Here is a 12,677-nt window from a genome sequence, read left to right as displayed (position 1 = left end):
GGTCAGCTCCTGTTCTGCAGCTGGGCACTCGTGCGGCCGAAACGCCGCTCGCGGGACTGATAATCGTGCAGAGCGCGATGAAGCTCCTGAGCAGAGAACTCAGGCCAGTTGACATCGGTAAAGTAAAGTTCGGTGTAGGCAAGCTGCCAGAGAAGGAAATTACTGATGCGCATCTCGCCACTCGTCCTGATAAGAAAATCAGGATCGGGCATCCCCGCAGTAAACAGGTACGACGAAAAAACCTTCTCGTTTATATCGGCAACGGCAAGGCGCCCAGAAGCCAAATCTGCGGCAATACGCTCGGAAGCGTTTATTATCTCCTGCCGCGCACCGTATGAAAGTGCAAGCGTGAGCACCATGCCGGTATTGCCGGCAGTCCGTTCAATGGCTTCCTGCACAAGCTGATCGACATCGGGCGGAAGTTCCTCCCGGGCACCAATCACGTTGAACCGGATATTGCTCTCAATCATCCGGGAGGTTTCTATCCGGATGTATTTCTTGAGGAGAGACATGAGGGCTTTCACCTCGGTTTTGGGGCGAAGCCAGTTCTCGGCGGAAAAAGCAAAGAGTGTTAGATACTTGATACCGAGACGCGAACATTCCTCAACAATAACCCGCACCGTCTCGACCCCCCTCTGGTGGCCGAGTATCCTCTTTAGCATCCGTTCCTGTGCCCACCTGCCGTTTCCATCCATAATGACAGCAAGGTGACGAGGAAGTTTATCGTGTGAGAGACCGTACATAGTATATCCAGAAACAAAAAATCCCCTTTAATTGAGGGGTTAAAGGAGATTTAAACACAAAAGCACCTAGCGCGCAAGCAAAAAAGCGGAAAAGCCTTTCACATTCTATATCTACGCTACATCAGACCTCAAGAACCTCTTTCTCTTTGTGGGCAAGGACTTCATCAATCTTGGCCACGCATGCGTTGGTCACGTCCTGCACATCCTTCTCGGCACGCTTCAGGTCATCTTCGGAAATCTGCTTGTCCTTCTCCAGTTTTTTAAGGCTGTCGATGCCGTCACGACGGATGTTACGGACGGCAACCTTTGCATCTTCAGCCATCTTCTTAAGGGACTTTACGATTTCTTTCCGGCGCTCTTCGGTAAGAGCCGGAAGCGTAATACGGATGGTCTTGCCGTCGTTGGCCGGGGTAAAGCCGAGGTTCGCGTTCATGATCGCTTTTTCGATCACCGGAATCAACTTGGCTTCCCATGGCTGAATGGTTATCGTCCTCGGCTCGGGTATCGACAGGGTCGCGACCTGATTGAGCGGCGACGGGTTCCCGTAATATTCAACCTTGATATCATCCAGAAGGCCGGTAGTAGCCCTGCCGGTGCGCACCTTCTGGTACTCGCGGCGGAGCGAATCGACGGATTTGTCCATATGTGCCTTCATGTCGGCAATGACATCTTTCGTCATGCTATTCTCCTTTCACAACGGTGCCGATCTCTTCTCCACACACCACTTTCTTGATATTGCCATACTCCGTGATGTCGAAAACTATTATGGGAAGATTGTTGTCCATGCAGAGCGAGGTGGCGGTCGCATCCATAACCTGAAGACCCTTTTTGAGAACTTCCAGGTATGTAAGCTGCGGGTATTTCTGGGCAGTCGGATCCTTTTTGGGATCAGCCGAATAGACGCCGTCGACCTTGGTCCCCTTGAGAATCACATCGGCCCCGATCTCCATGGCACGCAAGCTGGCTGCCGTATCGGTCGTGAAATAGGGGTTACCGGTACCTGCCCCAAAGATCACGATTCTTCCCTTTTCAAGATGGCGCATGGCCCTGCGCCGGATGTACGGTTCGGCAACCTCCTGCATCGCAATTGCCGACTGTACCCTGGTATCAACTCCGATTTTTTCCAGAGCATCCTGCATGGCCAGGGAGTTGATCATGGTGGCCAGCATCCCCATGTAGTCGGCGCTGGCCCGATCCATTCCCTTGGATGAAGCTGCAAGCCCACGAAAGATGTTCCCGCCACCGATAACAAGCGCAAGCTCCGCTCCGGTGGCAATAACCTCTTTGATCTCGGCAGCAATGGCCGTAATCGTCTGGGGGTCTATCCCATACCCCTGGTCGCCGGCAAGAGCCTCTCCGGAAAGTTTCAGCAAAACGCGTTTGTAATAAGGTTTTCCCATTTTGTTGCAGCCCTCACGCCTGCTTGATTAACATCACGTTTCCGATAAAGGCGAAAAAAAGGCCGGCCCCATTGCAGGCCGGCCCGTTCTCCTTCTTACAGACCTGCTGCGGCAGCAACCTCGGCCGCGAAGTCGGTTTCCTTCTTCGCAAGTCCCTCGCCCAATGCATACCGGACAAAGCGACGAATTGAAATATTCTCGCCAATGGATGCAATAGCCTCATTGAGGAACTGCTGAACAGTCTTGTCAGGATCCTTCACATAAGCCTGCTCAAGAAGGCAGATATCGGAATAGAACTTTCCGACCTGTCCCTCGATAATCTTCTCGATGATGTTCTCGGGCTTGCCGGTTTCTCTCGCCTTGGCGCGATAGATCTCCTTCTCGCGCTCCACGATTTCCGCCGACACTTCTTCGCGACGCACGAACTGGGGAGCAGCCGCCGCAATGTGCATGGCGATATCCTTAACGAAGACCTGGAAATTCTCGTTGCGCGCAACGAAATCGGTTTCGCAGTTAACTTCGACAAGGACCCCGATTTTGCCGCCGGCATGGATGTAGGAACCGACCATCCCTTCGGAAGCAACGCGGCCGGCCTTCTTGGAAGCGGCGGCAAGACCTTTTTTCCGGAGATAGTCAATGGCCTTCTCATGATCGCCATCGGTCTCGGCCAGGGCCTTCTTGCAGTCCATGAGTCCTGCTCCGGTAGCTTTTCTCAGCTCGTTTACCTGTGCAGCTGTGATACCCACTGTATCCTCCCAGACAGGGACGACGCGCCAGGCGTCAGCCCGTTCTTTAAATTTAGTATAGACTCACACCCCCGAGGGGATATGGACTCTTATGCCTCGGTCTGCTCCGGCTCGGCCTCGGCAGCGGCAACCTCTTCCTCATCGCTCTGCAAACGGGCATCGCGAGCCTGTGCGCCTTCAAGAATCGCATCGGCCATCTTGGAGGTCAGGAGGCGGATCGCGCGAATTGCATCGTCGTTGCCGGGGATGACGTAATCAATCGGATCCGGGTCGCAGTTGGTATCGACAACCGCCACAACGGGAATGCCCAGCTTCTTGGCTTCACTGATGGCGATAGTCTCGTTCTTCGGGTCTACGACAAAGAGGGCGCCGGGAATCTTGCCCATACCCTTGATACCGCCAAGGGTCTTCTCAAGCTTCTGGCGCTCTTTCTCCAACTGGAGAGCTTCCTTCTTGGTATAAACCTCAACGGAACCGTCGGCGAACATGGCATCAAGACGCTTGAGGCGATCGATGCTCTGCTTGACCGTGGCAAAGTTGGTGAGCATGCCGCCAAGCCAGCGCTGGTTCACATAGAACATGCCGCAGCGTGTTGCCTCTTCGCCGATTGCATCCTGAGCCTGCTTCTTGGTGCCGACAAAGAGAATCGTCTCACCGGCCTGGGCGCACTCGCGAACGAAGCTGTAGGCATTCTTGAACAGACGGACGGTTTTCTGGAGGTCAATAATATAAATACCGTTCCGCGCTCCGAAAATGTACGGCTTCATCTTCGGATTCCATCTCTTGGTCTGGTGGCCGAAATGTACCCCGGCCTCCAGAAGCTCCTTCATTGTTACGTTCGACATACTCAATCTCCTTTTGGTTGTGCCTCCGCTTCCCCTGCAACCGGAACCCGCAACAATTGCGGGCACCACCGGCCGGACAGAAAGCGTGCGAAATAGAAACCGAGTTCATATATCACAAGAGTTCCGCCTTATACAAGAACAAACTACACTTGGCCCCCCTCCCGTATTTACATCCCACATCCCTTCGTGTATCATCCACCCTCCATGACCAGCATTCTGTTCCGCTACATTTTCAAGGAAACCGCCGTTCCCTTCATCCTCGGCATGGCGGTTTTCACCTTTGTCCTTCTTATGGGGCGCCTGCTCAAACTGGCGGAGATGGTCTTTGCCAAGGGTGTGCCCTTCTTCGACGTTTGCCGTCTTATTGTTTACATGCTTCCCTCATTCTTTCTCGTTTCAATACCCATGGCATTTCTGCTGGCCGTCCTTCTTGCATTCGGCAGGCTATCGGCCGACAGCGAGATAACCGCCATGAAGGCCGGAGGCATCGGCCTCGGAGCTCTTCTCGCCCCGGTTTTTTCCTTCGCTGTCCTTGCCTACCTTGCCACGACCTTCATAACGGTTTATGCGCTTCCATGGGGAAACACGTCGTTCAAGCAATTCCTTTACGAGGTTGTCGAATCCCGTGCCGCCACAACCATCAGCGAGAAAGTATTCAACGACGACTTCCCCGGCCTGGTCGTGTACGTCGACAACTACAATCAGGCCACTCATAAAATATCGGGCATTCTGATCCATGATGAGCGGAACCCCGAAGAACCGATGACGATTTTCGCTTCGTCGGGGATAATCGCAGCAACCCCCAAGGAAAAGAACGTTCGTCTTCATCTTGAAAACGGAAGCATCCACAGCAGTATCGGCGCCACCGGCTACCGTCTCGTTGAATTCAACAGCTACGACCTCCATGTCAACCTGCGGCAAAACGCAAAAAAAGACGAGCTTGACGAAAAAGACCTTACCCTCGATCAGCTGCTTGCCAATCGCAGCAATCAGCAAGCGGACATTAAATTCAGGCGGGATGTATCAATCGAGCTTCACAAGAGATTTGCACTGCCCTTTGCCTGCATTGTGTTCGCAATGGTGGGAGTTCCATTGGGAATACAGAATCAGCGTTCAGGGAGAGCGGGTGGATTTTCAGCGGGTATAACCATCCTGATGCTTTACTACATGGTAATGTCGGCCGGCAAAACAATCGCCGAGAAGGAAATCCTGCCACCATCCATTGCAGTCTGGCTCCCCAATTTGCTTTTCATCGCATTGGGCATTTACCTGCTGCGGCTCGCAGCCACAGAACGGCAGGTCCCCCTGGCAGACATGGCTCGCATGCTCATCGGGGAGGCCAAAGAATGGCTTAGACGGCGAAGGAGGGGCGCATGACCATCCTGACCCGCTACATTGCCGCCACCTATCTGCGGATTTTCGGACTCTGCCTTGCGTCTTTCATTGCCATCTACCTGGTAATCGATTTTCTGGAAAAAATTGGCCGATTCCTCCGCTACCAGCCAAACTGGGTTGACATTATTCAGTTTTTTCTCTTCAAAATCCCTGAGATAGTCACCCAGGTCATTCCCCTTGCAGTCCTCATGGCCACGCTGCTGACCCTGGGGATGCTTTCGCGCAACAGTGAGATTATCGCCATGCGCAGCTGCGGCGTTAGTCTCGGCAAAATCAGCGCACCCATCCTGGCAATAGCATGCACGGCAAGCCTGTTCGTCATTGTGACCAACGAGCTGGTCCTGCCGGAAACCTATCGCCAGATGCGTCACATTGAGCAGGTCCTCATCAGAAAGAAGAGCTCGAACACTTTTTTCCGCCAGAACAATATCTGGCACAAGGACAACAATGCAATTCTCATGGCGCGGGTTTTTGATCCCGCGCACCAGACTCTCAAAGGGATAACCCTCTGGAATTTCTCGAAGGGGATGACCCCGGTCCGGCGGACGGATGCCGAACAGGGAAGCTGGGACGGACGCCAGTGGACCCTCTGGAAAGTCGTAGTTAGAGATATTCAACACGAAGGGGTTGCCACGACATCCCAGGCCGACAGCATGCCTGTCAATCTCAACTTGCAGGTGGAAGACCTGAAGGTGGTTGACAAGTACGCCGACAACATGGGTTTTCTGAGACTGCGGGAATACATCCGAAAGCTTGAAAAAGGGGGATACGAGACCACCAGGTACGAAGCACAGATGCACGCAAAAATATCGCTCCCCTTCGCCTCGCTCATAATGGCCTTCCTCGGCATCCCTTTCGCGCTGCGCAGCGGCCGTTCAAGCGGCATTGCCCTGGGAATAGCAATAAGCATCGGGATCGGTTTTGCCTATTTCATCATCAACGCAATCCTTGTTTCCTTCGGCCAGACCGGCGTGCTCCCCCCACTGGTTTCCGCGTGGGCAGCCAACGTCATTGCCGCCCTGTCCGGCATCTGGCTTGCCATGACGCTCAACCGTTGACATCCGGTTTAAGGGTGATTCAATTTACTGCGAAGTAAACTTCCATCGGGAGCCCCCATGAAACAGTCCCTTTTTGCAGTGGCAGCCCTGTTAACGCTTATGTCCGCAACCGGAGCACCAGGCGCCCCCCAGGCCAGGCCGAAGAAGACCGCTCCTGCCCAGGCAATAAAGCCCGTTTCCGTCCCCGCCCCCAACATTCTGAGCATCATTCCTGCCCAGGGAGAGCCGAATATTACCGTCACGCTTTCCGGCACCGGCTTCACCGCGGGAACGGCTGCATTCCTGGGCACCACCGAAGTACCGACAACCGTTGCCGGACCGGAGCTGCTGACATTCACCATCCCCAAGCTCCCTTCCGGCCTCTATGCCCTATTCATCAAACGCGACGACGGCACCACAAGCCGCACCTACAACTTTTCGATACAGGCACCGAAACCCTTTGTAGAGTCCATATCGCCGGACACCATAAGCGTCTGTTCTTCCCCAGCCGAACGTGTTGTATATGTTACAGGCCGCAATTTTCAGCCCGCAAGCCAGGTGCTTTTCGACGGATCAGTGGTCAGGAGCAGCTACGGTTCGGAAGGTTCCATAACATTTACCGTTCCACAAACCGCAGGAGGACTGCACCAGGTCCAGGTCAAAAACCCCGACGATACCGTCACGACCCCCATGACGCTCGCCATAGTGGCTAAACCCGAAATATACAATGTCACCCGGAGTGACGGTTCGGTGAACTATTACAGGCTTGTCATCGAAGGGAAAAATTTCCAGCCTGGCGCCACAATTGTCGTGGAGGAAAACAGCCTTCAGGTGGGATTGAACGCAGGGGTCGGCAAACAACTGAGAGCCGGGGCACTGTCATCGGGAGAACGGGAATTCCTGACCTTTGAGGATTGCTCGAAACTGGTTTATCAGCGCTATCCCGTCGACCCGACGGAGAAGGATCTGCGGATCAAGGTAATCAACCCCAATGGCGAGGTCAGTTCCGAGGTGCAGGTAACGGCACCATAGCCCGTGAAAAATCCATACGGTATCAGAACGAAAAAAGCCCGCTTTATGCGGGCTTTTTTTGAGATCTGCAGATCTGACTGCCAAGGATATTGCTACTTTTTATCCTCGAAGAGGGTGACCTTGCCGTCATCCAGGTCGTACTTGGCGGTAACAATCTTAATCTTGCCTTCCTTCACAAGCTCTGCGACAACCGGCGACTTCTTGGTGATATTTTTTGCCACAAGTTTCACGTTAACATCGGAAACGGATTCTATAATCTCAGCATTGGACTTGCCCTTCGCATCCTTCATGCCCTTCTTGAGAGCAGGGGCAATGGTCTTGACAATGGCGCCGATATTGCCGTGAGCCTTCCCTTTTGTCTGGACAGTAGCGGTAACGGCACCACACCGCTCATGGCCGAGGACCATTATCAGCGGAGAACCGATATGCTCGGCGGCGTATTCGATGCTTCCGAGCACGAGGGGATCGGGTACGTTGCCGGCAACGCGAATTACGAAAATTTCTCCCATGGTCTTGTCAAAGATGATTTCGGGCGGAACCCGCGAGTCGGAGCAGGAGAGAATGATGGCATAGGGTTTTTGACCCGTTGAGAGCGCTTCACGTTTTGCCGCATTGCTGGCGGTGCAGGCACCCATCTGACCGGCAACGTATTGCTTGTTTCCGTCCATGAGACGCTGGAGTGCCTCGTCGGCACTGACACCCACGCCGCCGCCGGAAGCAAAGGCCACTGCTGCCGATGCTGCAACAGCCGCACCGATGATGAGTCGTGCAATCCTGGTTCCCTTCATGTTCATGCGTTAACCCTCCGATGAATCAAATTTTTGAATTTATTCATTATCACCATAAAACGAGCAAGTCAACGGAAACAACTTTCAGTATCAGCAGCAACCTCCGCCACCCGTTTTTCTCCCGGTTATGCTCGAGATCCATTCATTAATCAGTCCCGATGCACACCCGACCCCGGAATCGACCCGGATGGCTTCCACGGGACAGTTGACGGAGCATGCGCCGCATTCGATACAGGCGTCGAAATTTATTATTTCCGCCTTGGCGCCCTGCAAAACGAAAACCTCATGGGGGCAAACCGTGACACACATCCCACAACCAATGCAGATTTCACGGCTAAGCTCAAGAGTGGCAACATTAGGCAGGTAGGCAAAACCCTTCACGACTGTCAACTCCTTCCCGGTTCAGAAAAAACGGGCAGCAATCCAGAGGAAAATACCTGCTAACAGCGAAAGTGCCATTAAAGGCAGCGCAAGCCTCATTTCCTTTTTCACCCCCGAGCGCGAGGTAAAAGGGGTACTGCCGGTGAAGTTGAGAGTCAGGAAAGCTGTTACCGGAGTTACCGCCAGGAAAAGGGCCGCGGCTTCAAGCCATCCCGTTGTTCCGCTGTCCGTCCAAATGAGCAGGGCAACCAGACACCCGCCGGCCACTGCCCCCTTCATCGCAAAACTCCTGCCCGGAAGCCAGGGGAGCAGGACCGGAGCAGCGACCGCTCCGGTGAGAAGGGTTCCCGCGCCAAGCACCAGGGGAGGCATGACGGCCGCGATCAAAAGCTCGCCACCGGACAAGACCGGCAGCAGGACCATGGACGCCACGATCGGGACGGCCCATTTCGCGGCCGTAACCAACTCTATCGGCGTAAGGACAAGTCTTTCCCGCAAGGTAAAGGTGAGCTGCTTCATGGCGGGAGTGGTCACCATGAAGTTATCCAGGTAATCGGGGAGGTCAGCGGCGCGGATCGTTGCGTAGCGCACGCGGAATCCGGTCCGTTCGGCGACCTTGTGGGCCGCCACTCCGGGGGCGCCGAGAATGGGAAGGAGAAGTATCCTGTGCTTCACTACCGCGGCAAGCCCCGAGCTTTTGACACGCCGGACAACCTCGCCGGTTCCGAAGGTTCCCTTGCCTGCCGCACACCAGACATTGATACCGAACGTTTCGAGAACCATGAGCCATGCGTTTCGTCCCGAAAGCTCACGCCTCACCAGGTCGTAGCTCATTTTGTAGTTGGCGGTCACCACGACGGGGTCTTGCGGGCCTGGAGAGCCGATTGCGTAGAGGCCCGGCGGCACCAGATACGACATGCGCCCTATCCCCCACCGGGCCTTCCAGGCGCCAAAGCGGTCCCTGAAGAGCAGTGCGGAAGACACGGCCGGAACCCTGCCGGCCGGTGTATCGTGCCAGCGGAGAAAACCTGGGACATTTTCACTGACTGTCCCGCTGACCGCGGGAGTCTTGGGGCCTCAGCACGGCTCCCTGGAAAGGTCCGGTCCCTCCGAGGAAGCGCGAGCCCTGATTCTACGCGGTTTGGCCACAGCAATGCCGCGCACCTTGTAAGCCATATTCAACTCTCCCGTTTTATCTCAGTTCGTTCGGCACCGTTACCCGCAGACGCCCTGCCAGGTCGTCAACGAACTGGCGTGCCGACCTGCCGGAGCGGCTCCCCTTGAAAACCGCCCATTGGAGTGCTTCTTTCCTGAGCGTTTTCGCATCGATGTCCAGGGAAAACTTCTCGGCATACCGCGCAACAATGGCAAGATACGTGGCCTGGTCAAAGGAATAGAAACTAAGGTTGAGACCGAAGCGATCGGCCAGGGAAAGCTTTTCCGACACCGCCTCTTCGGGATGTATCTCCGCGCCCAGGTTGTCGTCCATCCGCTCCGGGAGAAGATGGCGCCGGTTGGAGGTGGCATAAAAGAGGATATTGGCGGGGCGCTCCTCGATCCCCCCCTCCAGAAGGGCCTTCAACTCCCGATATCCCCCCTCCCCTTCGCCGAAGGAGAGATCATCACAGAACAGGATGAAACGTTGCGGCATCTTCCTGAGAGGACCGATGATGGCCGGCAGCGTGAAGATATCGTCCCGGAGAACCTCCACGAAACGGAGTCCCTCCCCGGAAAACCGCCGGAGCAGTCCCTTTACGCAGGTGGACTTTCCGGTCCCCCGCTCTCCCCAGAGAAGGACGTTATTGGCAGGATACCCGGCCACGAACTGGGCGGTGTTGCGCACAAGCTCATCGCGCACCAAGTCGATTCCCACCAGATCGTTCAGGTCGGGAAGATGGGGATGCTCCACCGGCACGAAAGCTCCACCGCTACCCACGCGCCGCCATCGGAAAGCGAGGCAGCGCTCAAACAGCTCAGGGAGCGGCGGTGGAGGAGGAACATGGCTATCCAGAAACCTGTCGAGCCGGTCCACGAGATTGTCCAGCTTACCGGCAAACCGGCCCCAACATTCGTCGCGACTGTCATTCACTTTATACGCGCCTTGATCTTGAACAACTCGGTATTGTCCACCAGCGGGTAGTTGGCGGGAGGGAGTTTGGCGATCTCCGCCTGCACCCGCTGAATCCTCTCCGACGTAAGGGGGTGGGAGGAAAAGAACTTGGTAATGGCCCCAGGGTTCTGTTGCCCCATGGCATCAAGCTTCTGGAAGAATGAAACCATCCCCTGGGGATTGTAGCCCGCCCTGGACATGGTCTCCACCCCAAGAAAATCGGCCTGATTCTCATACTCCCTGCTGTAGGACATCATGCCGGCCTTGCCGAAGAGTTCGCTGGCCAACTGGGTCAGGGCACCCGGGTTCTGGCCCAGCACCAGTGAGAGGACCAGGGAATAGCCGTACTGCTGGGTCATCTGGCGGGTGCCGTGCCGGGCAACCGCATGGCTGATCTCGTGGGCCATGACCGCCGCCACCTCGGTCTCGCTCTGGGCAGCTTTGAGGAGCCCCGTGTGGACGTAAAGCCGCCCGCCGGGAATGGCGAACGCGTTTACGCTGTCATCCTTCACCACCTTGAAGACGTAGTCGAAGTTCACCTCCCGGGCGCCGGTCAGGAGCCTGCGCCCCAGACGGTCGATGTACTTCTGGGCCTCGGGATCATTATAAACGGGGTACTGTTTCTCGATCTCCACCGCAAACTTGTTGCCGAGCTCCTTTTCCTGCTCAATGGAGATGACGTTGAAACCGTGGATATCCGCCATGTTGACGGCGCAGCCCGCAAGCATTCCTATGACGATAAGGGGCATCAACAGCAGTCGTACGTATCTCATGGTTCTCCTCCCTGATTTCAATTTTCTTTCAATGAACATTCACGTTCCCATGCAAAGTACCCGTCGCCCTCGATTTCCCAGAAACTCTTGATACGATTCTCATAATATGCCCCGTCGCCGCATTCCCGTTCCATGGCGGCAAGAAAATCCGTGCCGATGAGGCTTTGACCATGGAGAAAGCGGTAAAAGGACCTGATACCGAGAAGATGGCCGGCAAGCTCATCCACAGAAGGGTCGATGGTATTCACGATGTACCAGTTGGCGGCAAACTGCCGGACGATTCCCGGGCGCTCGTCGAAGAGACTGCGGTGTTTGTAGCCCACGAGAAAATCGCGCACATAGTAATCGGCGCCATTGGCGACCAGGGTAGCTTCCTGGGGGGCCGTACCCCCCTCGAGGAGCGAATCGTAGAAACGCTTGAGGAGCGACTGGCAAAGCCCGTCGGCCCTGATCTCGTCATCTACGGTCTCGATGACGAACGCCTCTTTGTTGATGACATTTTCTGCCGCACGCTCCGGTGCGGATTGGTTGTTGTCTGACATTCAGGACACCTCTGATATATTAAGGAATTTCAGCGATTCAGCCGCGGGTCCAGGGCATCGCGTATCCCCTCCCCCAGCAGATTGTAGGCAAGGACCGTCACCAAGATGGCAAGGCCGGGGAAAAGGGACAGCCACCAGCCAAACTCGATGTAGTCCTTCCCCGACGTGAGGATGTTCCCCCAGCTGGGGGTTGGGGGCTGCACCCCGATGCCGAGAAACGACAGGGCCGATTCGGTAAGAATCGCCCCGGCTACGCCAAGTGTAGCAGAAACGAGAACCGGCGACAGGGCGTTGGGGAGTATATGCCGGAATATGATCCGCCCATCGGACGCCCCCAATGCACGGGCCGCCAGGATGAAGTCCCGCTCCCGCAGCGACAGCACCTCGGCCCGCACGAGCCGCGCCACCCCCATCCACCCCGTGAGGCCGATAATCGCCATGATATACCAGATGGAAGGCTCCAGGAAAGCGATCACCGCCAGAATCAGGAAAAAGGTGGGGAAACAGAGCATGATATCCACAAACCTCATGATGACGGTATCAATGAACCCTCCGTAGAAACCTGACACCAGCCCCAGCACCACCCCGATTGCCACGGCGATCCCCACCGAAACGAAGCCCACCTTGAGGGATATCCGCGCCCCGTAAATCACCCGGGTGAAGACGTCGCGCCCCAGTTCGTCTGTCCCGAACCAGTGGTCCGCCGAAGGAGGCAAAAGCACATGGTAGGCATCGATTGCGTGGGGGTCCCAGGGGGTAATGAAAGGGGCCAGAAGCGACACCGCAAACAGGAGCAGCACGACGCAGCCCCCCATCACCGCAAAGCGGTTCTTCCGGAACCTCTTCCAGAAAACCGTGTAGAACCAGCTCTCCCGGTAACCCATC

15 protein-coding genes are annotated in these 12,677 nt (G+C 55.7%); 4 read left to right on the top strand and 11 right to left on the bottom strand.

Features of this window, described 5'->3' with window-relative positions:
* Window positions 1-2: 2 nt before the first annotated feature.
* The 5 genes from JZM60_RS11560 to rpsB form a co-directional block, all read right to left on the bottom strand.
* The gene (locus tag JZM60_RS11560; protein ID WP_207162609.1) at window positions 3-743 is read right to left on the bottom strand and encodes an isoprenyl transferase; all 741 of its coding nucleotides are present in this window, start codon (window positions 741-743) and stop codon (window positions 3-5) included.
* A gap of 121 nt (window positions 744-864) precedes the next feature.
* Complete coding sequence (frr, locus tag JZM60_RS11555; protein ID WP_207162608.1) at window positions 865-1,422, bottom strand: ribosome recycling factor; 558 nt, start codon at window positions 1,420-1,422, stop codon at window positions 865-867.
* A 1-nt stretch (window position 1,423) separates the two neighbouring features.
* The gene (gene pyrH / locus JZM60_RS11550; RefSeq protein ID WP_207162607.1) at window positions 1,424-2,143 is read right to left on the bottom strand and encodes a UMP kinase; all 720 of its coding nucleotides are present in this window, start codon (window positions 2,141-2,143) and stop codon (window positions 1,424-1,426) included.
* A 95-nt stretch (window positions 2,144-2,238) separates the two neighbouring features.
* The gene (gene tsf / locus JZM60_RS11545; RefSeq protein ID WP_207162606.1) at window positions 2,239-2,889 is read right to left on the bottom strand and encodes a translation elongation factor Ts; all 651 of its coding nucleotides are present in this window, start codon (window positions 2,887-2,889) and stop codon (window positions 2,239-2,241) included.
* An 89-nt stretch (window positions 2,890-2,978) separates the two neighbouring features.
* Window positions 2,979-3,734 carry a 30S ribosomal protein S2 gene (gene rpsB / locus JZM60_RS11540; protein WP_207162605.1) on the bottom strand — a complete coding sequence of 252 codons (756 nt, stop codon included), beginning with the start codon at window positions 3,732-3,734 and terminating at the stop codon, window positions 2,979-2,981.
* A gap of 204 nt (window positions 3,735-3,938) precedes the next feature.
* On the opposite strand from rpsB, the gene lptF reads away from it, so the two are divergent.
* Genes lptF through JZM60_RS11525 form a run of 3 tightly spaced genes read left to right on the top strand, consistent with a single transcriptional unit; the run spans window position 3,939 to window position 7,198 of the window.
* Window positions 3,939-5,111 carry an LPS export ABC transporter permease LptF gene (gene lptF, locus JZM60_RS11535; RefSeq protein WP_207162604.1) on the top strand — a complete coding sequence of 391 codons (1,173 nt, stop codon included), beginning with the start codon at window positions 3,939-3,941 and terminating at the stop codon, window positions 5,109-5,111.
* The gene (lptG, locus tag JZM60_RS11530) at window positions 5,108-6,187 is read left to right on the top strand and encodes an LPS export ABC transporter permease LptG (RefSeq protein ID WP_207162603.1); all 1,080 of its coding nucleotides are present in this window, start codon (window positions 5,108-5,110) and stop codon (window positions 6,185-6,187) included. Before lptF ends, lptG begins: the two co-directional genes overlap by 4 nt.
* A 57-nt stretch (window positions 6,188-6,244) precedes the next feature.
* Window positions 6,245-7,198, top strand: a complete 954-nt coding sequence (locus JZM60_RS11525; protein ID WP_207162602.1) for an IPT/TIG domain-containing protein — start codon at window positions 6,245-6,247, stop codon at window positions 7,196-7,198.
* Between the two features lie 92 nt (window positions 7,199-7,290).
* On the opposite strand, the gene JZM60_RS11520 is transcribed toward JZM60_RS11525, so the two are convergent.
* The gene (locus JZM60_RS11520) at window positions 7,291-7,992 is read right to left on the bottom strand and encodes a carbonic anhydrase (protein ID WP_207162601.1); all 702 of its coding nucleotides are present in this window, start codon (window positions 7,990-7,992) and stop codon (window positions 7,291-7,293) included.
* 27 nt (window positions 7,993-8,019) lie between these two features.
* Here JZM60_RS11520 and JZM60_RS16950 point away from each other — a divergent pair, with 27 nt between their 5' ends.
* Window positions 8,020-8,430: a hypothetical protein gene (locus JZM60_RS16950; protein WP_478292694.1), complete on the top strand. Its 411-nt coding sequence runs from the start codon at window positions 8,020-8,022 to the stop codon at window positions 8,428-8,430.
* Here JZM60_RS16950 and hgcA read toward each other — a convergent pair.
* Genes hgcA through opp4C form a run of 5 tightly spaced genes read right to left on the bottom strand, consistent with a single transcriptional unit; the run spans window position 8,389 to window position 12,676 of the window.
* Window positions 8,389-9,543, bottom strand: a complete 1,155-nt coding sequence (hgcA, locus tag JZM60_RS11510; protein WP_264175416.1) for a mercury methylation corrinoid protein HgcA — start codon at window positions 9,541-9,543, stop codon at window positions 8,389-8,391. The genes JZM60_RS16950 and hgcA overlap by 42 nt on opposite strands.
* 16 nt (window positions 9,544-9,559) lie before the next feature.
* Window positions 9,560-10,456 carry an ATP-binding protein gene (locus JZM60_RS11505; protein WP_207162599.1) on the bottom strand — a complete coding sequence of 299 codons (897 nt, stop codon included), beginning with the start codon at window positions 10,454-10,456 and terminating at the stop codon, window positions 9,560-9,562.
* Entirely contained in the window at window positions 10,453-11,250 is a 798-nt protein-coding gene (locus JZM60_RS11500) for a M48 family metallopeptidase (RefSeq protein WP_207162598.1), read from the bottom strand. The genes JZM60_RS11505 and JZM60_RS11500 overlap by 4 nt, the downstream gene beginning before the upstream one ends.
* Before the next feature lie 17 nt (window positions 11,251-11,267).
* Complete coding sequence (locus JZM60_RS11495; RefSeq protein WP_207162597.1) at window positions 11,268-11,792, bottom strand: hypothetical protein; 525 nt, start codon at window positions 11,790-11,792, stop codon at window positions 11,268-11,270.
* A 29-nt stretch (window positions 11,793-11,821) separates the two neighbouring features.
* Entirely contained in the window at window positions 11,822-12,676 is an 855-nt protein-coding gene (gene opp4C, locus JZM60_RS11490; RefSeq protein WP_207162596.1) for an oligopeptide ABC transporter permease, read from the bottom strand.
* Window position 12,677: the final 1 nt, after the last annotated feature.

The organism is Geobacter benzoatilyticus (assembly GCF_017338855.1).
Taxonomy (GTDB): domain Bacteria; phylum Desulfobacterota; class Desulfuromonadia; order Geobacterales; family Geobacteraceae; genus Geobacter; species Geobacter benzoatilyticus.
Note: the sequence above shows the minus strand (reverse complement) of the source record. Positions and strands in the feature narration are given on the sequence as shown.

Bases quoted from the DNA above. Each gene is read 5' to 3' on its own strand.
- lptG (WP_207162603.1), top strand. From the start codon at position 5,108: ATGACCATCCTGACCCGCTACATTGCCGCCACCTATCTGCGGATTTTC.
- JZM60_RS11525 (WP_207162602.1), top strand. From the start codon at position 6,245: ATGAAACAGTCCCTTTTTGCAGTGGCAGCCCTGTTAACGCTTATGTCC.
- JZM60_RS11500 (WP_207162598.1), bottom strand. From the start codon at position 11,250: ATGAGATACGTACGACTGCTGTTGATGCCCCTTATCGTCATAGGAATG.
- JZM60_RS11495 (WP_207162597.1), bottom strand. From the start codon at position 11,792: ATGTCAGACAACAACCAATCCGCACCGGAGCGTGCGGCAGAAAATGTC.
- JZM60_RS11560 (WP_207162609.1), bottom strand. From the start codon at position 743: ATGTACGGTCTCTCACACGATAAACTTCCTCGTCACCTTGCTGTCATT.
- lptF (WP_207162604.1), top strand. From the start codon at position 3,939: ATGACCAGCATTCTGTTCCGCTACATTTTCAAGGAAACCGCCGTTCCC.
- opp4C (WP_207162596.1), bottom strand. From the start codon at position 12,676: ATGGGTTACCGGGAGAGCTGGTTCTACACGGTTTTCTGGAAGAGGTTC.
- frr (WP_207162608.1), bottom strand. From the start codon at position 1,422: ATGACGAAAGATGTCATTGCCGACATGAAGGCACATATGGACAAATCC.
- pyrH (WP_207162607.1), bottom strand. From the start codon at position 2,143: ATGGGAAAACCTTATTACAAACGCGTTTTGCTGAAACTTTCCGGAGAG.
- rpsB (WP_207162605.1), bottom strand. From the start codon at position 3,734: ATGTCGAACGTAACAATGAAGGAGCTTCTGGAGGCCGGGGTACATTTC.
- JZM60_RS11520 (WP_207162601.1), bottom strand. From the start codon at position 7,992: ATGAACATGAAGGGAACCAGGATTGCACGACTCATCATCGGTGCGGCT.